This is a genomic window from Mycobacterium sp. 23 (assembly GCF_048287075.1).
Taxonomy (GTDB): Bacteria; Actinomycetota; Actinomycetes; order Mycobacteriales; family Mycobacteriaceae; genus Mycobacterium; species Mycobacterium gordonae_B.
In genome coordinates, this window is record NZ_JBLVUX010000005.1 from 2,634,524 (window position 1) to 2,658,698 (window position 24,175).

Sequence of the window (24,175 nt, forward strand, 5' to 3'; positions counted from 1 at the left end):
GAAATACCCAGGAACATTGCGCGTCAGGCCTCGTCGTCGGTCACGAGACGGCGCCGACCGCGGCCGCCAGGCGCGGCCGGAACTCCTCGGGCACGGGCGCGTATCCGTTGTCGGCCAGGCCGGTCTGACCGGCGCCGGTGGCACTTTCCAGGAAGGCCTTCACGGCCGCACCGACCTGGGCGTCGGGGTACTTCGAGCAGACGATCTCGTAGGTGGCCAGCACGATCGGGTAGGCGCCGGCTTGATTGGGCCGGTAGAACGAAATCGTGTCGAAGGCGAGATCGTTGCCTTCCCTGATGAACCAGGCGGACGAGATCGTCTTGCCTACCGAGGCGGTGTCGATGCCGACCGGATCCGGACCGGCCGAGGTGACGACCTTGGCCACGCTCAGCTGCCGGGCCAGGGCGAACGACCATTCCACGTAGGTGACCGACCCGTCGGCGCTCGCCACGGCCGCCGCGACGCCGTCGCTGCCCGCCGCGCCCTCCCCCACGCCGCCGTGAAATTCCTTGGCGGCGCCCTTACCCCACGCACCGTTACCGGCCGTGTCCAGATACCTCTGGAAGTTCTCCGACGTGCCGGACTGATCGCTGCGGAAGACCACGCGGATCGGCTCGGCCGGCAGTGCAACGCCCCTGTTGAGCGCAGCGACTGCCGGATCGTTCCAGGTGGTGATGGCACCATTGAAGACCTTGGCCGCGGTCGGTCCGTCCAGGTTCAACGACGGGACGCCGCTCAGGTGGTAGGCGATTGCGATCGGGCCGAACACCACCGGCAGGTTCCAGACCGGCGACCCGCACCGCTGCTGGGCCCTGCCATACTCGTCTTTGCTCAACGGTGAATCCGAGCCGGCGAAATCGGTTTGGCCGCCCAGAAATTCGCTGATGCCGGCGCCGGAGCCGTTGGCGGTGTAGTTCAATGAATGCCCCGGGCAGGCCTGCTCGAAAGCCTTGGCAAAGCGGGTGATCGCGTTTTCCTGGGCAGTGGAGCCGCTGGCCTTGAGCGTCGAGTGGCCGCCGCAGGCTCTGACGCCGGTGTCACCGGCACACGCCGACACCATTCCCGCACCGATGGCCAACACCGTCAGCCCGGCGCCGAATCGATTGAGGTCCAAATCAATTCCTCGACGGATACCGACGCGTAGTCATGCGGAACACTAACAAGTTCGGAGCACCGAGATTTGTTCTACAGCGGGCCGGCACCATGCCGATTCGACGATTTCAGCTCCAGTTCGCGACCGGTTCACGGTCTGGAAAACTCACCCGTTCACCGTCACGGATCGAGGGGATGGCACCCATCTCCCTTCGTAACGTGCAATGATCGCGATGTAAGCATCGTGTTACGTCGCACTTGTCCGCGGGGAGGTCCCAGTGATGGCGCTGTGCCGGTCACTCTCACGCGCTCTCGTGCCGGCAGCGGCGCTCACGCTGGTGACAGCGACGGTTTTGCCGACCGCCCACGCCGACGGCGTCGATAACCAATTCCTCAACGCGCTTCAGTCGCACGCCATCAATTTCGGGACACCGCAGGCCGCGATACTGGCCGCGCACAAGGTGTGCGACGAACTCGACGCCGGTCGACTGAAGGCCGATGTCGCTAATGAAGTGGCGGGTAGCAGCAACCTGGACGGTTACCACTCCGGGTATTTCGTGGGTGTCAGCATCGCCGCTTACTGCCCCAGGCATCACCAGACGAACTAGCCAACGTTTACTGAGTCGTAACCAGGCGGCGGCGCCGCAACACCTAGACTTTCGATACGCATATCACCGGGAGTGATGAGTGATCAGGAAAGTGTTGTTCGGTGTGGTCGTCATCGTGACTACCGCGACAGCCACCGCCAGTCCAGTCGTCGCCGAACCCAGCCCGTTCAGTGTTCTGAACTGCAGCTGCGACGGTAGTGCCTCGTTCCAGCCTCGCGGCACGATGAACGAGCAGATCGACACCGGGATCGAGAACGGCCTGACCGACCTGCTGGGTCCCCAGGGCTAACCGGCGGCGCCGCGCCCCACTGCTTGCACCGAGGCGTGTTCGTGCAGCGCCATCTCGTTCTCGGGTGAGACCGGCATGAGGTCGAAAACGACCTCCTTGACGGTGCCCTTGAACGCATACGGCGCCTTGTCCTCGTACTCGCGGTCGACGACGAGCCCGTTGTCGCGGCCGACGTCGAGGCCGGCGTATGACGTGAACGACAAGCTGACCGTCTGCGGCAGTTCACCTTCCCCAATCTGACGGTCGTCGGCCCACAACGTGACGCGGCCACCCGAGCCGACGACGGGCTGAGCCGAGTCGAACAGCATCCGGACGGTGACCTCCCCGGTCGGGATAGGTTCGGTGGACACCTGCCGGTAGGTCTCGACGCCAAGGAACGAGTAGGTGTGGTGCAGCCGGCGCTCCTCGTCCACCCACAGCGCGAACCCGCCCATGAAGTCGGCGTTGGCGACGATCACGCCCTCTGCGTCCTCGGGCACCGTCAGCCGCGCCTCGATCGCATAGGAACGGCCGTAGATGCGAGGCACCATGCCGCGTTGGATGTTCTGGACGTCACCTTTGAACGCGAACCGGGTGGTGGTGGGTAGCGGCGGCAGGTCACCGAACATCACCGCGAGCCCACCCAGCAGCGGCAACACCCGGTTGCGCTCGGCTTCCTGCCACCACAGCTCCTGCAGCTCGGCGAGCTTGTCGGGATGCTGGGCGACGAGGTTGTTGGCCTGCGAGAAATCGTCGGGCAGGTAGTAGAGCTCCCAGACATCCTGGTCGGGGTCATAGGTGCCGGGCGCGAACCGCTGCATGGTTTCCGGCGAAAGATCCCACGGCGCCCGGTCCAGCCGGGCCGATGCCCACCATCCGTCCTTGTAGATGGCGCGGCTGCCGAACATCTCGAAGTACTGGACCGTGCGGTGCTCCGTAGCCGCCGCGTCGTGGAAGCTCTGCAGGAAACTCGTGCCGTCCATCGGCTCCTGCTCGACCCCGTCGACGCTCGTCGGCACCGGTAAACCGATGGCCTCCAACACCGTTGGGGCGATGTCGATGCAGTGCGTGAACTGACCTCGCAACTTGCCGTCCGGCCGGATGCGGCTCGGCCAGGCGATCACCATCGGGTCGCGGGTGCCACCGAGGTGGCTGGCCATCTGCTTACCCCACTGGAACGGCGTGTTGTTGGCGTGCGCCCAACCCGAGGCGAAGTGCGGCGCGGTGAACTCGTCGCCGAGCGCCTCGATCCCGCCGTACTGCTCGATCAGCGCCAACTGCTGGTCGGCGTCGAGATCCAGGCCGTTGAGGAACGTCATCTCGTTGAAGGAGCCGGTGTTGGTGCCTTCCATGCTGGCGCCGTTGTCGCCCCAGATGTAGATCACCAGCGTGTTGTCGGCCTCGCCGAGTTCGTCGATGGCATCGAGCAGCCGGCCGACGTTGTAGTCCGCGTTCTCCGAGAACCCGGCGAACACCTCCATCTGCCGCGCGTACAGCTTGCGCTGACTGTCGGTGAGGCTGTCCCAGGCCGGGAAGAGGTCCGGCCGCTCGGTAAGCTCGGCGTCCGGCGGGATGATACCCAGTTGTTTCTGGCGCTCAAACGTCTTCTGCCGGTACACATCCCAGCCCTCGTCGAACTTCCCCTGGTACTTGTCCGCCCATTCCTTGAACACGTGGTGCGGCGCGTGGGTGGCACCGGTCGCGTAGTACATCATCCAGGGCTTGGTGGCGTTCTGGGCACGCACGGTGTGCAACCACTCGACGGCCTTGTCGGTGAGGTCGTCGGGGAAGAAGTACGGCCGGTCGCTCGAGGGCGCCTCCGGTATGCCGATGACCGTGTTGTCCTGGGTGATGATCGGGTCGTACTGGCCGGCGGCCCCGCTGGGGAAACCCCAGAAGTGATCGAATCCCCAACCCAGCGGCCAGTTGTCGAACGGGCCGGCCGCACCCTGCACGTTGTCGGGGGTCAGATGCCATTTACCGAAAGCGCCCGTCACATAACCGTTGTCGCGCAGGATCCGGGGCAGCGCGGCGCAACTGCGGGGTTTGACGGTGGCATAGCCGGGGTAGGGGCCGGGAAACTCGCAGACCGACCCGAAACCCACCCGGTGGTGATTGCGTCCGGTCAACAGCGCCGCACGGGTCGGCGAGCACACCGCAGTGACATGAAAGCGGTTGTAGGCCAACCCGTTTTCGGCCACCCGGGACAGCGCCGGGGTGCTGATGCCGCCGCCGAAGGTGTCCGGACCACCGAATCCGGCGTCGTCGATCAGCACGATCAGCACGTTGGGCGCGTTGTCCGGCGGCATGGCCCCCGGGACAATGGTCCAGTCACCGACCGACTCGGCGACGGTGCGCCCGATGGTGCCGCCGAAGTTGCGTTGCGGTATGGGCAGTTTGGTGCGGTCTGGGTTGAACTTGCCCATCGCCTCTTCCAGCGCCGAACCCAGTGACCGCAGCGTCGAACGACTCAGCTCGGCAACCGATTTCATCGGCGATCCGGCCATCGTCTGTTCCACCGGAAGCCGGCCCTGCGCCGGCGTCACGGCGATGATCAGGGCGCTGCCCGCCGACAGGGCCTCTCCGATCTTGTCGCCCAGCCCGCTGGTGATCCGGTGGTGGGCGAAGGTGCCCGCCAGCGCACCGGCCGCGGCACCGAACGCGGCGGTGGCCAGCAGTGCCGGCGAGAACAGGCCGACGGCCAGGCCCGCACCCGCGCCCCACGCGGCGCCGCGGCGGCCGAGCTTGTTGCCGGTGTCCAGCAACACCCCGTTGCCCTCGGCGTCCTTGCCTACCAGCACCGCGCCCTGCAACGGCAGCGTCTTGGCATTGGCGCGTCCGGTCAGGTTCTCGAAGTCGCTGCGCGCGGTGTCGATGTCCTGATACCCGGCAACGATGACGAGCGCGTTGTCTTCACTCATAACCAGACTTCCTCTCGGCGGCTGACGAACTCGCGGCGCGACCCGGTGACCGGGTCGTCGAACTCGATGCGGTGGGCCAACAACTGCAGCGGCGTGCTGAAGTCGTCGTCTTCGGTGTGTAACACCCTGGGATACAACGGGTCTCCGTATATCGGCACGCCCAGCTCGGCCATCTGCAGCCGGAGTTGGTGGGTACGGCCGGTGCGCGGTGTCAACCGGTAGAGGCCGTCGGGAGACAGGAGTTCGATCAGTGTCTCGGCATTGGGCTCGCCGGGTTCGATGACCGCCTGCAGGTTGCCGCGGCGCTTGACGATGCGGTTGCGCAGCACCCGCGGCAGCGCCAGCGCGGGGTCGACTGCGGCCCGCGCCAGGTACGTCTTGCGCACCAGCCCGCGCGCGAAAAGTGTTTGATACCTGCCCCGCAGCTCCCGCCGGGTGGTGAACAGCAACACACCCGCCGTCAGCCGGTCCAGCCGGTGCGCCGGACTCAACTCGGGCAGGCCGAGGCTGCACCGCAACCGCACCAGCGCGGTCTGCGCAACGTGGCGCCCCCGCGGCATGGTGGCCAGAAAGTGCGGCTTGTCGATCACCACGATGTCGTCGTCGCGGTGCAGCACCGGGACGTCGAAGGGCACCGGCACCTCGTCGGGCAGATCCCGGTAGAGATACACGCTGGCACCCGCGGGCAATACGGTGGCCTCGTCGACAACCCCGCCGTCGGCATCCACGACTTCGCCGGATCGCACCTTCGCACCGGCCCGGGCACCGAATCGGCCGACGAGTTCGGCCAGCACCGGACCGCCGTGCAGGCGCACCCGCACCGGCCCCAGGGCGTCCCGAACGCCGATCAGTGCAGGCTCCATCGCGAGCAGACTATCGACCGGGACGGGTGCATGCGGGGAAATTCGCTAGACCCGGTGGTGGTGGAAACGCGCCGCGCGTCGCCGGATCCGGTGGGCGCGCCCCCGCGTGCGATGCGGTTGATCGGCAAGACGCATCGGTTCGGCGTAGAACATCGCCTTGGCCAGTTCCACGAGAATCAGGTACACCACCACGAAGCCGCCGAGCGCGGCGAAGAACTGCCACGGCAACGTGGTGAAGCCCAGCTGGGAGGCCAGCGGAGACACCGTCAGGCCGACCCCGACGGCCACCACCGTCAGGCTGGTCGCCGTCAGCAGCCCACTCGGTCTGCTGCGGAAGAAAGGGACCTTGCGGGTGCGGATCGCGAAGATGATGAGCGTCTGCGTCGCAAGCGATTCCACGAACCAGCCGGTGCGGAACTCGACGGCACCGGCGTCGAGCACGCCCAGCATCAACCCGAAGGTCATGAAGTCGAACAGCGAACTGATCGGGCCGAAGATCATCATGAACCGGCGGATGAACGCGACATTCCAGTGCGATGGCGCGTGCAGTTGCTCTTCGTCGACCCGGTCGGTGGCGATCGGCAGCTGGGAGCTGTCGTAGAGCAGGTTGTTGAGCAGAATCTGGCTGGGCAGCATCGGCAGGAACGGCAGCAGCGCCGACGCCGCGGCCGCGCTGAACATGTTGCCGAAGTTGCTCGAGGTGCCCATCAGCACGTACTTGATGGTGTTGGCGAAGATCCGCCGTCCCTCGGCCACCCCGGTGGCCAGCACCCCCAGGTCCTTTTCCAGCAGCAGCACGTCGGCAGCATCCTTGGCGACGTCGGTGGCGCTGTCCACGGAGATACCGACGTCGGCGGCGTGCAGAGCCAGCGCGTCGTTGACGCCGTCTCCGAGGAAGCCCACCGAGCGTCCGCTGCGCCGCAGTGCGGCGATCAACCGGGCCTTCTGCTCGGGCGAGATGCGGGCGAAGATGGTGTGCCGGCGCGCCGCGTCGGCGAATTCGTCATCGTTGTCCAGCGCTTCCAGCTCGGCGCCGGTGACGGTGCCCTTGGACGCCAGACCCAAATCCTTGCAGACTTTTTCGGCGACCCGCGGGTTGTCGCCAGTGGCGATCTTCAGTTCGATGCCGAGGCCGGCCAGGGCGGCCAGGGACTGGCGCGCGGCCGCCTTGGGTTCATCGGCGAAAACCAGAAAGCCGGCCAGCGTCAGCCTGTGTTCGTCGTCGGCTGTGATCGCCGTCAGGTCGTCGGCGGGCCGGGTCGCCACCGCCACCACGCGGCGCCCGGCGGCGAACAGCGTCGCCAGAGTTTCCTGCGCCGCTTGAGGTGTTTCCGGGCAGCGGCTCAGCACCTGCTCGGGCGCGCCCTTGACAATGAGCAGGCGGTTGCCGTCGAGGCCGTCGACCAGAGCGGAGGTCGCCCGGCGCTCATGGTCGAACGGCGACATCGCGATGCGGCGCACGCCGGCGACCAGCCGCGACGACTGCGGCGAGTCCCAGAGCGCGGCATCGAGGGCGTTCGCGCTGGCCCCGCCGGATTCCGGGTCGACGTCGGTGGCCAGCAGCCCCAGCCGCAACACCGCATCGGCGGGTGCGCCGGCCGCGTCGATCGTCTCGACCAGCCGGATCCGCCCTTCGGTCAGCGTCCCGGTCTTGTCGGTGATCAGGATGTCGATGTCACCCAGGTCCTCGATGCAGACCAGCCGCTTCACCAGCACCTTCGCCTTGGCCAGCTGCCTGGACCCGGTCGCCAGGCTGGTGCTGACCACGGCGGGCAGCAGCTGCGGGGTGATACCCACCGCGATGGCCAGCGAGAACAGCACCGAGTCGATCACCGGCTTATGCAGCAGGAGATTGCTGGCCAGGATGACCACCATCAGCGCTATCGCGACCTGCAGCAGCAGATAGGAGAACCGGCGCAATCCGACCTGGAACTCCGTCTCGGGCTGTCGGGTGTCCAAACCCGCTGCGATGCGCCCGAATTCGGCGTCGCGGCCGGTGGCGTACACCACCGCGGTGGCCTCGCCGGCGCTCACGATGGTGCCCATGAAGGCCAGGTCGGTCAGGTCGGCCAACGCGGTACCGGCCGGAACCGGCTGCGGCGACTTCTCCTCGCCCGTCGATTCTCCCGTCAGGATGCCCTCGTCACATTCCAGGCCGCTGACCTCGATCAGCCGGACATCGGCCGGGACGGCCTCGCCCAGCGAGAGCCGGATCACGTCACCTTGCACCAGCGCGGTGACGTCGACGGTGACGTATTCACCGTCACGGCGGACCAGGGCGCTGTGGTGTACCCCGGCGTGCAGTCGCGCAGCGGCGTTCTCGGCACGGTATTCGTTGAAGAAACTCAGCCCGGTACTGGCCAGCAGGATCACGCCGATGATCAAGGCCTGCGTGCTGTCGCCGAGGAAGTACGACACGGCCGCGGTGACCGCCAGCAGGATGAGCACCGCATTGCGCAATTGCCGGGCCAGGATCGCCAGCGCACGGACGCGATGGATGCGCACCACGTTGGGGCCGTACCGCAGCAGCCGGGCCGCGGCCTCGGCCCCGGACAGGCCGACGTCCGAGCTGTCCAGCCGGCGCAGGACGTCGTCAATCGGAGCCGCGGCAACCTCATTCGCGGTCAATGCGGGCGGCACGGCAGGACTCTCGCGCATTTGACCGGATTGCACAAGTGACGAAGGGCATCTGAACGGCCACCCAAACGCTCCTGCGGCGCCCGCGTTGCGGGACTACTCTGCTGCCTATGCGTCTGCCCGGATGGGGCCTGGTGGCGGGCACCGCGCTGCTGGGAGGCGGCGCGGCAACACGGGTGGGCAGGTCGGTGGCGCATGCCACGCCCGACATTCCGGCGTTGGCGCGCACCGCCGCAGGCGTGGCGATCGAGGCGATCGGTGGCCCATCGGTGCGCCGTACCAGCAGCAACGGCGACCGGCGCTGGATCGAGGTGCGAGGGCTGCGCGACGAGCACGCCGCGCAGACCGCCGCCGACGTGCTGGCGGCGGTCCGCGCCACCGCGGGTGTGCGGGCGGCACACCTGAACCCGACGCTGGCCCGGGTGGTCGTCACGCTGGACACCGAGGCCGCCGCACCGTCCACGGCCCAGCTGTGCCGGATCGTCGGCGAGGCCGAACGCCGTGGCCGTCGGGGGTTGCCCCGGGAGCAACCGATCAGCCTGCCCGGGGACGACGCGGTCCTGCTGGGCAGAGTGGCCGCGGCCACCGCCGCCACTGTGGGCCTTGGCCTTTCGCTGACCGGCAGCCTGCTGCGGCTACCCCGACTGCCTGACCTGCTTGCGGTGCCGCCGACGCTGGCCGACCACCTGCCGCGGTTGCGCCGCGAGGTGGACCGCCGGCTCGGACCGGACGGCGCCGACCTGTTGTTCGGCGTCGTCAACGCGACCGCTGCGGCACTGACGGTGTCGCCCGCGGCGGCGGCCGCCGAAGCCGCTACCCGCGTGCTGCTGGCGGCCGAGGCGTGGAACGGCCGGCTGGCGTGGAACCGGCATGAACCCGGGCTGGGCAGTCACCCGGGTCCGGAGACCGGCGCGGCGAAGATCGCCCCGACGTTCCCCGACGGTCCCGCGGAGCGCTATGCGAACCGGGCCGGCGCGGCCGGCGTCGCCGCCGCCGCGACGATAGGCCTGTTGTCGCGCAACGCCGATGCGGCCGGCGCGGCGGCGCTGGCCGCCGTGCCGAAACCGCTGCGCGCCATCCGCGAGGGATTCGGCTGCGCGATGAGCCGGGGCCTGACGAACCGGCACGACGCCCTGGTGCTGCACCCACGCGTCCTGCGCCTACTCGACCGGGTCGACGCCGTCATGATCGACCCTCGGGCCCTGTACACCAACGACCTGACAGTGAGTCGCGTTCTGGGAGTGACGGATTCGCAGCGCACCACCGCCTGGGACGCGGTCCGCGCCGCACTGGCGGAGGACGGGCTGACACCCGGATGGCACCGGCTGGCGGACATTCCCGGAGCCGGCGAGGATGGTCAGGCGCTGATCAGTCCGGTGCGAGATCCGTACGCCGCGGCGGTCGTCACCGAGGCGCGCCGCTCGCGACCGCGGGTACTCTGCCTCGAAGACGACGGATTGCGTTCGCTGGCACAGGGATTCGACCACCTCTACCCCTTGGACGGGTCGGTCGACGACGCATTGGCCGCAGCCGTGGCGGAACTGAAGGCCGGCGGGGCCACCGTGGCGTTGCTGACCACCTCGGCGATGCGGGCCGCCCATAACTCCGACGTCACCATCGGCGTGCTGCGGCAGGGGTACACCCTCCCCTGGGGCGCCGACGTCGTGGTCGCCGACCTCACCGGCGCCTGGCGGATGCTGCACGCGCTGCCCGCCGCCCGGGCTGCCACCGACAACGCGATCAGGCTGTCCGCGCCGGCCTCGGCCGTCGGTGCGCTGATGCTGATCCCGGGCGTCCCGGGGCGCAGCTCGGTATCGGTGAACCTGGGCATGGCGGCCAGCCTGTGGTTCGGTTTACGTTCGGCTGCAAAGATTTTCGGGGACCCGATACCCGAGCCGGAAGCCGGACACGACTGGCACGGGCTGCCGGTGCGGGAGGTGCGGCGGCTGTTGCCGCGCCCGCCCGACCAAGCCGGCGAAGCGGCGCTCGCCTGGTGGCGACGGTCGTTGCCGGTGCGGGTGCTGGGCGGCGCGACGACCAAATCGTGGCGCCTCGCGCGCGATTTCACCGACGAGATGCGCAACGACCTGTCCGATCCCATCACCCCGCTGCTGGCCACCGGTGCGGCGGCCAGTGCGCTGCTCGGCTCACCGCTGGACGCGTTCCTGGTGGGTAACGTGTTGCTGCTCAACGCGGCACTGTCGGCCGAGCAGCAGCTGCGCGCCCAACGCATTCTCAATCGCCTTCTGGCGGTGCAGGACCCACCGGCGCGGCGGCGGGTGGGCCCGCTCGACGAGCGGCGCCGCGAGAAGGTGCCCGCCAAACGGCTGCGTCCGGGCGACATCATCGAAGTCCATGCGGGGGAGGTGGTTCCGGCCGACGCGCGACTACTGCACGCCTCCAGCGTGGACGTCGACGAATCGACGCTGACGGGCGAGTCGCTGCCGGTGTCGAAGCAGACCGAGGCGACGCCGGGCGCGCCGCTGGCCGAACGGACCTGCATGCTCTACGCCGGAACCACGATGGTCGCGGGCACGGCGGTGGCCGTGGTGACCACGGTGGGCTCGCGGACCGAGATGCGCCGGGCGCTGGCGATGACGCCGCGAAAGTCCCGCGAGATCGGGCTGCAGCGGCAGTTGAGCCGAATCACCCGGCGCGCACTGCCGTTCAGCGTCGGCGGCGGGGCCATGGTCGGACTGCTGAGCGTCGCCCGGGGCACCCCCCTGCGGGAGGCGGTGGCCGGCGCGGTCACGTTGATCGTGGCAGCGATCCCGGAGGGGTTGACGCTGGTGGTGACGCTGGCCCAGTTGGCCGCCGCGCGCCGGCTCACCGGCGATTCGGTGCTGATCCGCAACGCCCACTCGGTCGAGGCGCTGGCCCGGTTGAACGTGGTGTGCTTCGACAAGACCGGCACGCTGAGCGAGAACCGGCTGACGGTCAAGGCGGTGCGTCCGGCGGCGGGCTTCGACGCCGACGAGGTGCTCGACACGGCGCTGAGCACAACGTATTCCAGGCACGCGCACCGCGTCGAACACGCCACCGACGACGCGATCGTCCAGGCCGCCGACGGTTCGCGGCCGCGCCCGCGGCCGACCCGGGACGCGTTCCTGCCTTTCCAGTCCGGCCGTCCGTACGCGGCCGCGCTCGTCGGCACCCGGCTGACCATCAAAGGGTCACCGGAGGTGCTCGTATCGGCGCTCGCCCACCGCGACGGACCGTTGGCTCGGGCGATCGAGGAGATGGCCGGCGACGGTTTCCGGGTGCTGGCGGTGGCCGAACGCCGGCTCACCCACGACCAGGCCACGGCCGCCGCGGCGGATCCGGATCTGCTGGAGAGCCTGTGCGGCGCTGAACTCACCGCTGTCGGGCTGCTCGGGCTCGCCGATACGCCGCGGCCGTTGGCGCAGGCGGTGCTCACCGAGCTTGCCAAGCGCGAGATCGGGGTCCGGTTGATCACCGGGGATCATCCCGCCACCGCGACCGCGATCGCCCGGGACCTGGGCATGGACGTCTCCGCCGGTCAGGTCATCACCGGAAGTGACTGGGAGGCGCTGCATGCCAGGCAGCGCGCGGCCGCCGTGCAATCCAGGCTGGTGTTCGCCCGGATGTCGCCAGAACACAAGGTGGAGGTGGTCCAGGCGCTGGAGAAGGCCGGGCTGGTCACCGCGATGGTCGGGGACGGCGTCAACGACGCCGCCGCGATCAGGGCGGCCAGCGTGGGGATCGGGATGGCCGCGCGCGGCAGCGACGCCGCCCGCACCGCCGCCGACATGGTGCTGCTCGACGGGCGGATCGAAGGGCTGCTCGACGCGCTCGACGAAGGCCAGCAGCTGTGGCGGCGGGTGCACTCGGCGGTGTCGGTGCTGTTGGGCGGCAACACCGGGGAACTGTGCTTCGCATTGATCACCACGTTGCTGACCGGCCGATCGGTGCTCAACGCCCGGCAGATGCTTCTGGTCAACATGCTCACCGATGCGCTGCCGGCCGCCGCGCTCGCGGTGAGCCCGCAGAACCACGACGGCGCGGTCGACCGCGACGAGGCGGCGATGTGGCGCGCCATCGGCATCCGTGGGGTCGCCACCACGATCGGCGCCATGCTGGCGTGGGCGATGGGCCGCGCCACCGGCACCCGCCGCCGGGCGGCGACGGTGGCGCTGATCGGGCTGGTAGCCACCCAGCTCGTGCAGACGCTGGCCGATTCGCGCAGCGGGCTGGTGGTGGCCACCGCTGGTGGCTCCCTCGTCGTGCTCGCGGTGGTGATATCCACTCCTGGTCTGAGCCAGCTGTTCGGGTGCACCCCGGTGGGCCCGCTGGGGTGGGGTCAGGGGCTGCTGGCCGCGGCGGCTGCCTGCCTGGTGGCGGTGCTCGCACCCGGCCTGTTGGCTCGCGCGTCGTACGGCGCTCGCCAGATCATCGGCCGGGTCAACGATTTCGCGCCCGCTTAACCGAAAGTTCGCCCGCTGTTGGGCCGCTGCGCTCGCGAGCCGTTCACGACGACCGTATTTTTATGTGATGCAGCGTCCAACCCGGTTGGAAATCAAGCCTTTTCGGCGAATTTCTGAGCACGTTGACGGGGCCTGGTGGCCGCGGTCCAGACGACTGACCGACGAACTGCCCGGCCTGGTGACGTCGTTGGCCGAGGAACTGGGGCCGATCGCCATGGTCGGCTACCACCTCAGCAGCTGGGACGGCGCCGCATCGGTGCTCGAGATCGGCGGACGCACCATCGAACTGCTGGGCTTCAGCGGCGACGAGCCGGCCGGCATCATCCTGATAGGACACGACGGACACCACCTGAGCCTGCAGGTCATCCCGCCGGACGCCAGCGAACAGAGTGGCGAGCAAGCCCTGCAGGAGGCACGCTCAGGCTCCGACGACGAGGTCAACGCCGCGAGCCGTTCGCTGGTGGCACGATCGGTAGCTGACGTGGCAGAGAAACTGGCCCAGCATGAAGGCCGCGGCGACCAGCAGCGCACGGCGGCTCTGCGCCCACAGATCAGGCAATGGTGCGAAGACGCCGCTCAGCAGTTCGTCGACGCGCCGGTGCAGCAGTTCGTCCCGATCCTCGTCGAGCACATCGTGCGTGGCCGGTTGATGGAGTTGCGGGCAGCGGCGTCAGCTTCCTAGGGCGTTAGCCAGTGCGGTGATCGCCTCGACGTCGGCCGGCCCGGGCAGCCCCCAGTCTGGCTTGTAGTCGAACAAATCCTCGGCCCGCGCCGACTGCAGGTCGACGTCGAGCACCTCGATCGCGTTCAACGGCACCAGGGCGGGGTGCACGTGGCCGCAGGCCCGGGCCAGGCACAGCAACTCGAAGCGCAGGGTGGCCAGATAGTTGGCGCAGCGCACCGACTTCAGGGCCGGGTCCAGGCCGTGCTGCAGCCAGGCCGACTGCGTCGCGACGCCGGTCGGGCAGCGGCCGGTGTGGCAGCGCTGCGCCTGAATGCACCCGATGGCGAACATCGCGGTACGGCCGACGTTGATCAGGTCGCAACCCAGCGCCAGGGCCAGCAGCGCGTTCTCCGGAATGCCCAACTTGCCCGACCCGATGAACACCACGTCGTGGTGCAGACCCTGCTCGGCGAAGGCGCGGTAGACCCTCGGAAACGCCCACTTGAAGGGCAGCGCGACATGGTCGCTGAACACCAGCGGCGCCGCGCCGGTGCCGCCCTCGCCGCCGTCGACCGTCACGAAGTCCACGCCGCGCCCGGTACGGGCCATCCGCGCCGCCAACTCCGGCCAGAACGCGTCTTCGCCGACCGCCGATTTGATGCCCACCGGCAGCCCAGTCTCGGCGGCGATCGTCTCGACGAACTCCAGCAGACCGTCGACGTCGCGGAAGGCCGAATGCCCGGCCGAACTCTTGCAGTCCACCCCCACCGGGATACCGCGGATCTTGGCGATCTCGTCGGTGACCTTGGCGCCGGGCAGCATTCCGCCCAGCCCGGGCTTTGCGCCCTGGCTGAGCTTGATCTCGATGGCCCGGATCGACGGGGTCGCGGCCACCTGGTCGATCAACCGCGGCAGGCTGAAGGTGCCGTCGTCGTTGCGGCAGCCGAAATACCCGGTGCCGATCTGCCAGACCAGGTCGCCGCCGTGCAGGTGATACGGCGACACTCCGCCCTCGCCTGTGCTCTGCATGGCGCCGGCCATCGCGACACCCTGGTTCAGCGCGGTGATCGCCGCACCGCCCAGCGCCCCGAAACTCATCCCCGATACGTTGACCAGCGATTCCGGCCGAAATGCCTTGGTGCGGTTGCGCGCTCCGCCGAGTACCTTGGCCGCCGGCAGCGGCACCTTCGGGTCGGGGTGGCCAGGCTCGCCGTCCGGGGCCGACACCGGAAACGCCGCATGCTTGATGATCGGGTAGTTGTGGGCGCGTTCCAGGTCGTTGTCGGTGCCGAAACCGAAGTAACGGTTGCTCATCTTCGACGAGGTGTACACCCAGCGCCGTTGGTCGCGGCTGAACGGTTTCTCCGCGTTGTTGTCGGTGACGATGTACTGCCGCAGCTCCGGCCCGACGGCCTCCAGGATGAACCGCAGGTGGCCGACGATGGGGTAGTTGCGCAGGATGGTGTGCCGGCGTTGCCAGAGGTCCCAGCCGGCCAGCCCGGCGATGCCCGTTCCCAGCACAGCACTCACGGAGTGTCGTTTCACGCCCTCATGCTCACCCGGGCCACCGACACCTGGCTAGTGACATGAGTCCTCAGTTCAGCGGGACGGGCTCCAGGATCTCGGCGCGTGCCTCGGGTGCGCTTGCTCGCAGCTCGTCGGCGGAGACGTCGTCGGGCTGGGCCTGCGAGAGCACCTCGGCTTCCACCCGCGCCTTGTAGTTGGCGACCTCGCGGTTGACGTCGTCGGCGCTCCAGCCCAGCACCGGTGCGACCAGGTCTGCCACCTCGCGGGCACAATCCACGCCGCGGTGCGAGTACTCGATGGAGATGCGCATCCGCCGGGCCAGGATGTCCTCGAGGTGCAGGGCCCCCTCGGCCGCGACGGCGTACACCGCTTCCACCTTCAGGTAGCCGGGCGCGTCCTTGATCGGGGTCAGCAGTTCGGGATGGTCGGCCGCCAGCGCCAGCACGTCGTCCATCATCGAGCCGTAGCGGTCCAGCAGATGGCGGACCCGGTAGGGGTGCAGTCCGACCCGCTCGCCGACGTGTTCGACCTGGTTGATCAGCGCGAAGTACCCGTCGGCACCCAGCAGGCTCACCTTCTCGGTGATCGACGGCGCCACCCTGGTCGGGATGAACTGCACCGCGGCGTCGATCGCATCCTCGGCCATCACCCGGTAGGTGGTGTACTTGCCGCCGGCGATGGCGACCAGACCCGCCGACGGCACCGCCACCGCGTGTTCGCGGGAGAGCTTGGAGGTCTCGTCGCTCTCCCCGGCCAGCAGCGGGCGCAGCCCGGCGTACACCCCGTCGATGTCGGCGTGCGTCAGCGGAGTGGCCAGCACGGCGTTGACCGTGGTCAGGATGTAGTCGATGTCGGCCTTGGTGGCGGCCGGATGGGCCAGGTCGAGGTTCCAGTCGGTGTCGGTGGTGCCGATGATCCAGTGGCTGCCCCACGGGATGATGAACATCACCGATTTCTCGGTGCGCAGGATCATCGCGACGTCGCTGACGATGCGGTCGCGCGGCACCACGACATGCACGCCCTTGGAGGCGCGCACCTGGAACCGTCCGCGCTGTTTGGACAGCGCCTGGATCTCATCCGTCCAGACCCCGGTCGCGTTGACCACGACATGCCCGCGAACCTCGGTGATCGAGCCGTCCTCGGAGTCGCGCACCCGCACGCCGGTGACCCGGTCGCCCTCGCGCAGCAGCGCGACCACCTGCGTGGAGCAGCGCACCACCGCGCCGTAGTGCGCAGCCGTACGCGCCACCGTCATGGTGTGACGGGCGTCGTCGACCACGGTGTCGTAGTAGCGGATGCCGCCGATCAGGGCGCTGCGCTTGAGGCCGGGACTCAGCCGCAGTGCGCCCGCGCGGGTCAGATGCTTCTGCGCCGGAACGGATTTGGCGCCGCCGAGCTGGTCGTACAGGAAGATGCCGGCGGCGATGTAGGGACGCTCCCACCAGCGCTTGGTCAGCGGGAACAGGAAAGGCAGCGGCTTGACCAGATGCGGCGCCAGAGTGGTCAGGGACAGTTCGCGTTCGAAGAGCGCCTCGCGCACCAGACCGAACTCGAGTTGTTCGAGATAGCGCAGGCCGCCGTGGAACATCTTCGACGAGCGACTGGACGTGCCCGAGGCCAGATCCCGGGCTTCGACGAGGGCGACCTTGAGTCCGCGGGTGGCGGCGTCCAAGGCGCACCCGGCGCCCACCACACCACCGCCGATCACCACCACGTCGAACTGCTCGGAGCCGAGGCGCTCCCAGGCCTGCGCGCGCTGCTGCGGTCCCAGCGACCCATCGGACCAGGTCTGCTCGCTGTCGGCTGCCTTGCTCGGGTTGCTCACGACGAAGGACTCCTGTCGGTTACTTGTCGGTAGGCGTTCGCCCAACCAGGCTAGTTCGTCGGCGGCCGTTGGGGCGGTCTTCAGTCCAGATCGTCGTGCGCCATCAGGCGCCGTGCCGCCTCGGTGATCGAACCGGACAACGACGGGTAAACGGCGAGCGTCTGGGCCAACTCGTTGACCGTGATGCGGTTGGTGACGGCCACCGCGATGGGCAGGATCAGCTCCGAGGCGATGGGCGCCACCACGACGCCGCCGATCACGACGCCGGTGGACTTGCGGCAGAAGATCTTGACGAAACCCTGTCTCAAGCCGGACATCTTCGCCCGCGCGTTGGTGTGCAGCGGCAGCATGATGGTCCGGGCGCTGAACTCGCCGTCGTCGATCGCCGACTGCGGCACCCCGACCGCGGCGATCTCGGGGCGGGTGAACACCGTCGCCGCCACCGTGCGCAGCCGGATCGGGTTCACGCCCTCGCCCAGCGCGTGGTACATCGCGATGCGGCCCTGCATCGCCGCGACCGAGGCCAGCAGCAGCAGGCCGGTGCAGTCGCCGGCGGCGTAGATGCCCGGTACCGAGGTCCGCGACACCCGGTCCACCTTGAGGTAGTCACCGGGGCTCAGTTCGATACCGACGCGCTCCAGGCCCAGGCCGCTGGTGTTGGGGATCGAGCCGATGGTCATCAGGGCATGGCTGCCCTCGATGGTGCGGCCGTCGGTCATCGTGACCAGGACCCCGTCCTCGGTGCGCGTGACCGACTCGGCGCGGGCGTTCTTGAACAGGTTGACGCCACGTTCGGCGAACGACTCCTCCAGCACCGCGGCGGCGTCGGCGTCTTCGTAGGGCAGCACCCGGTCCCGGCTGGCCGCCACCGAGACCTGGACCCCGAGCTCGGTGTACGCGTGCACGAACTCGGCGCCCGTGACGCCGGAGCCCACCACGATCAGGTGTTCCGGCAGGGTTTTCAGGTCGTAGAGCTGGCGCCAGGTGAGGATGCGTTCGCCGTCGGGCTGGGCCGACGGCAGCACCCGCGGGCTGGCCCCGGTGGCGATCAGCACGAAGTCGGCGTCGTGCTCGGTGACGGTGCCGTCGGGGGCGGTCGCCTTGAGCCGGTGGCGGGCCAGGCCGGGGGTGGGGTCGACGAGTTCCCCGCGACCATGCACCAGCTTGACGCCGACGCTGCGTAGCTGTTCGGCGATGTCTGCCGATTGCTCGGAGGCGAGCCTGCGGACCCGGTCGTGGATCTGCGGCAGGTCGATCTTGGCGTCGTCGATGTCGATCTCGAAGCCCAGCCGCGGCGCGCGTCGCAGCTCGGTGCGCAGCCAGGTCGAGGCGATGAACGTCTTGGACGGCACGCAGTCGTCGAGGACCGCCGCGCCGCCGACACCATCGGAATCGATGATGGTGACTTCGACGTCGTCGGGTTTAGCGTTGGCGGCCACCAGGGCCGCTTCGTAGCCGGCCGGGCCTCCACCGAGGATCACGATGCGGGTCACCACAGCCCATAACCTAGTCCGGCTTCCGCTCGCTTCGCAGGGCGGAGTGAGGAGGAGCCGGACCATCAACCTAGTCCGGCGACGATGCACTCCGCAGGGCGGAGTGAGGAGGAGCCGGACCATCCGATCCGTCCGGCGACGATGCACTCCGCAGGGCGGAGTGAGGAGGAGCCGGACCATCAACCTAGTCCGGCGGTGCCGCCCCGCGCAGGGCGGAGTTTAAGCTTTCTCCGTGCCGCTCTACGCCGCCTACGGGTCGAACATGCATCCCGAGCAGATGCTCAAGCGTGCACCCCACTCGCCGATGGCGGGAACTGGCTGGTTACCGGGGTGGCGCCTGACCTTCGGCGGCGAGGACATCGGCTGGGAAGGCGCACTGGCCACCATCGTCGAGGACCCGGACTCGCGGGTGTTCGTCGTGCTGTACGACATGACGCCGGCCGACGAGATGAAGCTGGATCAGTGGGAGGGCTCCGAGTTCGGCGTCCACAAGAAGATCCGCTGCCGGGTGGAGCGTGAGTCGTCGGACACCGACATCGACCCGGTGCTGGCATGGCTCTATGTGCTGGACGGCTGGGAGGGTGGCCTGCCCTCGGCGCAGTACCTGGGCGTCATGGCCGACGCTGCCGAAATAGCCGGGGCTCCCGCGGATTACGTGCATGACCTACGCACCCGGCCGGCCCGCAACATCGGCCCGGGGCCCGCCAGCCCGGAGTAGGGGCTCTCCTCCCCGGGCGCGAGCGTGCACTCGCGCCGCTAACTCCCACCCGGCCGAGCGCCCGCGTTTTGCCGCCAACACGCCGCCACCACCGACAATTTGCGGCCCCTCACCACCCCCGGCCCACCCCCACCCCGCCGAACGCCCGCATTTTGCCGCCAACACGCCGCCACCACCGACAATTTGCGGCCCCCCACCACCCCCCGGTTACGCGGCTCGCGCACCCGCCAGTCGCGACTCGATTCGGCGAACTAATTGTTCGGGACGACCTCGGACATCCTCAGCGATGATCGGTACGAGTACCCAGGACAGATCCTGCAGGGCTGCGGCGCGGGTGCGGTCCCGGCGGAATGCGTCGGCGCCACTGTGCCAGTCGACACCGTCGTATTCGGCAGCGACGCGGTACTCCGGCCATGCAAAATCGAGCCGCCAAAGACGGCCAACCAGGTCCACGATCTCGTACTGGAGTTCTGGCGGTGGCAATCCCCCGTCGAGCATGACCAGTCTCGCCTCGCTTTCCATCGGCGACTCGGCCAAAGGCGAAGCGATCGAGAGCATTTCGCGTGCGGTCACGATGCCGCGGCGACCGGACTGCGTGACAAGAGTCTGCGCAAGTTCGGCGCGACTGCATGTCCCACTGCGCAGCGCGGCATCCAGCGTTGCCAGTGCCCGAGGTCGGCGCAGGCCACGCGCCACCTCGATCGCCGTCCAAGCCGGCGCGGTGGCCGGACGCCCCGCGAACACATTCAACGGAGCACCCTCGCGCCGATGGACCACCAAACCGTCGGTCGAGCGCAGCCGCCGCCCGGCAGGACTGAGGACATGTAGTTCGGCGGACTGCTCGGTGTCGAACCCGTAGGCGCCCGCCGCGGTGCCCAGGCAAGCAGCGACGGTTGTCCCGGCGACGAGATCGAGCCCTCGCAGGCGTAACGCGGTGGTTATCTCGCCGCGGCCGTAGATCCCGTGCCAAATCCTCTGCAACACTGCGCAATCGAGGTGCGCATCCAGTGCGCGACGGCTGAAGAAGGGAAGCAGCTGGGCGCTGGACACGACGCCCCCTTGGGCCTCGAGCAACCGATTCAGCTCTTCGTGCACGCCGTCCATCGTCAACGGCCAACGACACGCCCACAATTCACCTCGTGACCGTCCCCAAATTGTCAGCCGGCACGGCGTGTCGATGTCAAAACGCGGGCGCTCGCGAAGACAAGGAAAGGCGCCCGCGGCCCGCCCTCAGAAAGCGGCGGACTGCTCGATGATGTTGACCATCACCCGCACGCCGATCGCCAACGCCCGCTCGTCGAGGTCGAACGTCGGCTGGTGCAGATCGAGCTGCGGCCCATCCCCCGACCACACCCCCAGTCGCGCCATCGCCCCTGGAACCTCTTCGAGGTACCAGGAGAAATCCTCCCCACCCCCGGACTGCCGGGTATCGGCCAGCACGTCGGGGCCGACGGCTTCGATGGCGTGGGTCAGGATGCGCGTCGAGATGTCTTCATTGACCACCGGCGGCACCCCACGCCGGTATTCCAGGGTGTGCTCGATGGCCAGCGGCGACAGCAGGCCGGTGACGGCCTCGCGGATGATCGCCTCCAGGTCGATCCAGGTCTGGCGGCTGGCCGTGCGCACTGTCCCCGCCAGCACGCCGGACTGCGGAATCGCATTGGGCGCCACACCCGCATTGACCGCGCCCCACACCAGCACGGTGCTGTTGCGCGGATCGATGCGACGGGACAGCACCCCGGGCAGCCCGGTGATCAAGGTGCCCAACCCGTAAACCAGATCCGCGGTCAGGTGCGGGCGCGACGTGTGACCACCGGGCGAGTACAGCGTGATCTCGAGCTGGTCGGCCGCCGAGGTGATGGGCCCCAGCCGCACGGCCACCTTGCCGACCTCCAGCCGGGGGTCGCAGTGCAGCGCGAAGATCCGCGACACCCCGGTCAACGCCCCAGCCGCGATCGCGTCGATCGCGCCACCGGGCATCAGCTCTTCGGCAGCCTGGAAGATCAACCGCACCCCGACGGGAAGTTCGGGCACCGAGGCCAGCGACAGCGCCGTCCCGAGCAGGATCGCAGTGTGCGCATCGTGGCCACAGGCGTGCGCGATATTGGGCATCGTCGAGGCGTACGGCGCGCCGGTCCGCTCGGCCATCGGCAGCGCGTCCATGTCGGCGCGCAACGCTATGCGGGGCGCATGCTCCGGCCCGAAATCACAGGTCAGACCGGTCCCGCCGGGCAGCACCTTGGGATTGAGCCCCGCGTCGGCCAGGCGCTCGGCGACGAACTGTGTGGTGGCGAACTCCTGGCGGCCCAACTCCGGGTAGCGGTGGATGTGCCGGCGCCAGTCCACAAGGTCGTCGTAGTGGGCGGCCAGCCACGACTCGGCGCTGTCGACCAGACTCACGACGCGGCCGCCCTGTGCTGCCGGGCCGCCAGCACCCGGTCCCGCTGAGCGGGGTCCGCGGCGAGCGCGACGACAGTGCGGGCCAGCATGATCGCGCCCTCGACCACGGCGCGGTCGGCACTGGGCCCCGCCGCCGCGGCCGCGAAGGCACGCTGGTGAACGGTCGCGCCCCCGGCGTCGACGCCGATCACCGGGTGGATACCGGGCAGCACGTGCGTCACGTTACCCATGTCGGTACTGCCCAACGGCAGCGCCGCCTCTACGGCGGCCGGCACCGGTTCGCGCCCGAGGCGGCGCATCTCCTCCCGACACACATCCGCCAGCCACTGGTCGGGCCTCAGCTCCGCGTAGGCGGGGCCGGCCTCGTTGATCTCGTACTCGCAGCCCGCGGCCAGCGCGCCCGCGGCGAAACAGGAATACATCCTGCCTTCCAGCTCACGCAACGAGTCGTACTCGACGGCGCGCATCGCGTACTTCAACGCCGCCCGCCCGGGAATGACATTGACCGCCTGCCCGCCGTCGGTGATGATGCCGTGCATCATCTGACCGGGCGCCAGCTGCTGACGCAACAAACCGATGGCCACCTGCGCGACGGTCACCGCGTCGACGGCGTTGAGACCCAGATGCGGTGCGACGGCGGCGTGCGACTCCTTGCCCCGGTAGTCCACGGTGACCTCGGACAACGCCAGCGACCGCGCGCCGGCGATGTCGGTGGGCCCCGGGTGCACCATCACCGCCACTGCGACGTCGTCGAATGTGCCGGCCCGCAGCATCAGCGCTTTGCCGCCGCCGGACTCCTCGGCGGGAGTGCCCAGCAGCGCCACCGTCAGTCCCAGCTCGTCGGCGACCTCGGCCAGAGCCAGCGCGGTACCCACTCCCGACGCCGCGATGATGTTGTGGCCACAGGCGTGGCCGATCTCCGGCAGGGCGTCGTACTCCGCGCACACCCCGACGACCAGCGGCCCGCTGCCGAAATCGGCGCGGAAAGCGGTGTCCAGGCCGTCGACCGGGGCAATCTGGAAACCGCGTTGCGCCACCAGCTCTTTGGCCTTGGCGCAGCTGCGGTATTCGTCGAACGCCAGCTCTGGTTGCGCGTGGATGGCGTGGGACAGCTCGACCAGGTCGCCGCCGCGGCGCCGCACTGTCGCCTCGACGGTGTCCAGCGGGCTAATGGCGGGCATCCACGCAGTATCTCACCGACGGTCAAACCCGCCCGGCGATGAACCCCGCCGCCTGGCCGGGGTACGGCGGGTCCGCGTACTCGCGGTGCGCGAGCCGGTCGCGCCCGCCGACCGTGCACACCGGGTCCCCGGGGCTGCACAGGTCGATCGCCCTGCCGGCGAACTGGCCGGTGGACGCCAGCGGGACGTTGAACCGGATGCCCGGATTGCCGAACACCGCGACGGCGGCAACCCGCTGGGCCAAGACCGGATCGAGCTCGGGGGCCGAGCCGAATTCGCCGACGGTGTCTCCCAGCGGCGGCACCCCCGCCAGCATCGAGACCGCGGCGGCACCCTGTGAGAACCCGCCCAGCACAATCCTCGTCCGAGGGCACTGGTCGGCCATGAAGGCGATGTGGTCGCGCGCGTCGTTGGCACCGTCGGCGGTCGTCAGGAAGTTGTAGCTGGCCGCGTAGTTGACCGGGTAGACGCCCAGACTGCGCGCGCCCAGTTTTGGCCGCAGCGCGGCCTCGAGCGCGTCGCCGACGACGCCCATCCCGGGTGGCTCAGCGGTCCCCCGGGCGAACACGAGCTCGACATTGGGGCAGTCGTCGGCGACCGCCCTGGGTATCGGGCCGCCGACCAGCGCGCTGACGGCCAACACGGCCGCCGCGGCGAGAACGTAAAGCGATTTGTGATGCCGCACAAGGCAGATCATCACACACGCCGGGCGCCGGTGCCCGAGCAAGTAGTCTCGCCGAGTGTGACCAGCGAACTCGCAGCCCAGGCGGCGGACGTCATCGCCGAACGCACCGGCATCGGCACCCACGACGTCGCCGTGGTGCTGGGCTCGGGATGGTCGCCGGCGATCGACGCGCTGGGCTCCCCGGCCGCCGTGCTGCCGCAGGCCGAAATCCCCGGATTCACGCCACCCAGGGCGGAGGGGCATGCGGGTGAAGTCTTGTCGGTGCCGGTCGGCGCGCGGAGGGTGCTGGTGCTCGCTGGCCGCATCCACGCCTACGAGGGCCATGATCTGCAACACGTGGTGCACCCGGTCCGGACGGCCTGCGCGGCGGGGGCGCGGATCGTCGTGCTCACCAACGCAGCAGGCGGACTGCGCACCGACATGGAGGTCGGACAACCGGTCCTGATCAGCGACCACCTCAATCTGACCGCACGGTCGCCGCTGGTGGGCGCGCAGTTCGTCGACCTGACAGGCGCATACGCTCCGCGGTTGCGGGCGCTGGCGCGCGAGTGCGACCCGAGGCTGGCCGAAGGCGTGTACGCGGGCCTGCCGGGCCCGCACTATGAGACGCCCGCCGAGATCCGGATGCTGCGACTGTTGGGCGCCGACCTGGTGGGGATGTCGACGGTGCACGAGACCATCGCGGCGCGGGCGGCGGGCGCCGAAGTGCTCGGAGTGTCGCTGGTGACCAACCTGGCGGCCGGGATCACCGGTGAGCCGCTGAGCCACGCCGAGGTGCTGGCCGCCGGGGCGGCGTCGGCCGAGCGCATGGGTTCCTTGCTGGCCGACGTGATAGCCCGGTTCTGATT

Annotated in this window: 16 protein-coding genes and 1 pseudogene; 6 read left to right on the forward strand and 11 right to left on the reverse strand. The window is 69.1% G+C overall.

Annotated elements, in window-relative coordinates:
• Positions 1-40: 40 nt before the first annotated feature.
• Positions 41-1,114, reverse strand: coding sequence for a phosphate ABC transporter substrate-binding protein PstS (gene pstS, locus ACNQS7_RS13475; protein WP_418012920.1), 1,074 nt, complete (start codon positions 1,112-1,114; stop codon positions 41-43).
• A 316-nt stretch (positions 1,115-1,430) separates the two neighbouring features.
• On the opposite strand from pstS, the gene ACNQS7_RS13480 reads away from it, so the two are divergent.
• Both ACNQS7_RS13480 and ACNQS7_RS13485 read left to right on the forward strand, forming a co-directional pair.
• Positions 1,431-1,700 carry a DUF732 domain-containing protein gene (locus ACNQS7_RS13480; RefSeq protein ID WP_306242027.1) on the forward strand — a complete coding sequence of 90 codons (270 nt, stop codon included), beginning with the start codon at positions 1,431-1,433 and terminating at the stop codon, positions 1,698-1,700.
• A 79-nt stretch (positions 1,701-1,779) separates the two neighbouring features.
• Complete coding sequence (locus ACNQS7_RS13485) at positions 1,780-1,989, forward strand: hypothetical protein (RefSeq protein ID WP_418012921.1); 210 nt, start codon at positions 1,780-1,782, stop codon at positions 1,987-1,989.
• Here ACNQS7_RS13485 and ACNQS7_RS13490 read toward each other — a convergent pair.
• The 3 genes from ACNQS7_RS13490 to mgtA are packed head-to-tail and all read right to left on the reverse strand — an operon-like array spanning position 1,986 to position 8,410.
• Positions 1,986-4,889 (reverse strand): arylsulfatase, encoded by a 2,904-nt coding sequence (locus ACNQS7_RS13490; protein WP_418012922.1) that lies wholly within the window; start codon positions 4,887-4,889, stop codon positions 1,986-1,988. The genes ACNQS7_RS13485 and ACNQS7_RS13490 overlap by 4 nt on opposite strands.
• A complete protein-coding gene (locus tag ACNQS7_RS13495) occupies positions 4,886-5,752 on the reverse strand; it encodes a pseudouridine synthase (protein WP_418012923.1) in 867 nt (288 codons plus the stop codon). Before ACNQS7_RS13495 ends, ACNQS7_RS13490 begins: the two co-directional genes overlap by 4 nt.
• Positions 5,753-5,797: 45 nt before the next feature.
• A complete protein-coding gene (gene mgtA / locus ACNQS7_RS13500) occupies positions 5,798-8,410 on the reverse strand; it encodes a magnesium-translocating P-type ATPase (RefSeq protein ID WP_418012924.1) in 2,613 nt (870 codons plus the stop codon).
• 89 nt (positions 8,411-8,499) lie between these two features.
• Between mgtA and ACNQS7_RS13505 the strand changes: the two genes are divergently transcribed.
• Both ACNQS7_RS13505 and ACNQS7_RS13510 read left to right on the forward strand, forming a co-directional pair.
• Positions 8,500-12,834: a cation-translocating P-type ATPase gene (locus ACNQS7_RS13505; protein WP_418012925.1), complete on the forward strand. Its 4,335-nt coding sequence runs from the start codon at positions 8,500-8,502 to the stop codon at positions 12,832-12,834.
• Positions 12,835-12,901: 67 nt separating this feature from the next.
• Positions 12,902-13,516, forward strand: a complete 615-nt coding sequence (locus ACNQS7_RS13510; protein WP_418012926.1) for a DUF5994 family protein — start codon at positions 12,902-12,904, stop codon at positions 13,514-13,516.
• Here ACNQS7_RS13510 and ACNQS7_RS13515 read toward each other — a convergent pair.
• The 3 genes and pseudogenes from ACNQS7_RS13515 to ACNQS7_RS13525 all read right to left on the reverse strand — a co-directional run.
• Positions 13,505-15,043 (reverse strand): glutamate synthase-related protein, encoded by a 1,539-nt coding sequence (locus ACNQS7_RS13515; protein WP_418012927.1) that lies wholly within the window; start codon positions 15,041-15,043, stop codon positions 13,505-13,507. The two genes, ACNQS7_RS13510 and ACNQS7_RS13515, sit on opposite strands and share 12 nt — an antisense overlap.
• 49 nt (positions 15,044-15,092) lie before the next feature.
• The gene (locus ACNQS7_RS13520; protein WP_055579331.1) at positions 15,093-16,850 is read right to left on the reverse strand and encodes a glycerol-3-phosphate dehydrogenase/oxidase; all 1,758 of its coding nucleotides are present in this window, start codon (positions 16,848-16,850) and stop codon (positions 15,093-15,095) included.
• An 18-nt stretch (positions 16,851-16,868) separates the two neighbouring features.
• A pseudogene (locus ACNQS7_RS13525) lies at positions 16,869-18,346 on the reverse strand (NAD(P)H-quinone dehydrogenase); the annotation flags it as partial.
• Positions 18,347-18,575: 229 nt separating this feature from the next.
• Here ACNQS7_RS13525 and ACNQS7_RS13530 point away from each other — a divergent pair.
• Positions 18,576-19,061 (forward strand): gamma-glutamylcyclotransferase, encoded by a 486-nt coding sequence (locus ACNQS7_RS13530; RefSeq protein WP_055579329.1) that lies wholly within the window; start codon positions 18,576-18,578, stop codon positions 19,059-19,061.
• A gap of 207 nt (positions 19,062-19,268) precedes the next feature.
• On the opposite strand, the gene ACNQS7_RS13535 is transcribed toward ACNQS7_RS13530, so the two are convergent.
• From ACNQS7_RS13535 to ACNQS7_RS13550, 4 genes are all read right to left on the reverse strand, one after another.
• The gene (locus ACNQS7_RS13535) at positions 19,269-20,156 is read right to left on the reverse strand and encodes a hypothetical protein (RefSeq protein ID WP_418012928.1); all 888 of its coding nucleotides are present in this window, start codon (positions 20,154-20,156) and stop codon (positions 19,269-19,271) included.
• A gap of 135 nt (positions 20,157-20,291) precedes the next feature.
• Positions 20,292-21,461 (reverse strand): M20 family metallopeptidase, encoded by a 1,170-nt coding sequence (locus ACNQS7_RS13540; RefSeq protein ID WP_310784228.1) that lies wholly within the window; start codon positions 21,459-21,461, stop codon positions 20,292-20,294.
• Positions 21,458-22,642 carry a M20 family metallopeptidase gene (locus ACNQS7_RS13545; protein ID WP_418012929.1) on the reverse strand — a complete coding sequence of 395 codons (1,185 nt, stop codon included), beginning with the start codon at positions 22,640-22,642 and terminating at the stop codon, positions 21,458-21,460. Before ACNQS7_RS13545 ends, ACNQS7_RS13540 begins: the two co-directional genes overlap by 4 nt.
• Before the next feature lie 22 nt (positions 22,643-22,664).
• Positions 22,665-23,339 carry a cutinase family protein gene (locus ACNQS7_RS13550; protein ID WP_418012930.1) on the reverse strand — a complete coding sequence of 225 codons (675 nt, stop codon included), beginning with the start codon at positions 23,337-23,339 and terminating at the stop codon, positions 22,665-22,667.
• On the opposite strand from ACNQS7_RS13550, the gene ACNQS7_RS13555 reads away from it, so the two are divergent.
• Positions 23,319-24,173 carry a purine-nucleoside phosphorylase gene (locus tag ACNQS7_RS13555; protein WP_418012931.1) on the forward strand — a complete coding sequence of 285 codons (855 nt, stop codon included), beginning with the start codon at positions 23,319-23,321 and terminating at the stop codon, positions 24,171-24,173. The genes ACNQS7_RS13550 and ACNQS7_RS13555 overlap by 21 nt on opposite strands.
• Positions 24,174-24,175 lie beyond the last annotated feature (2 nt).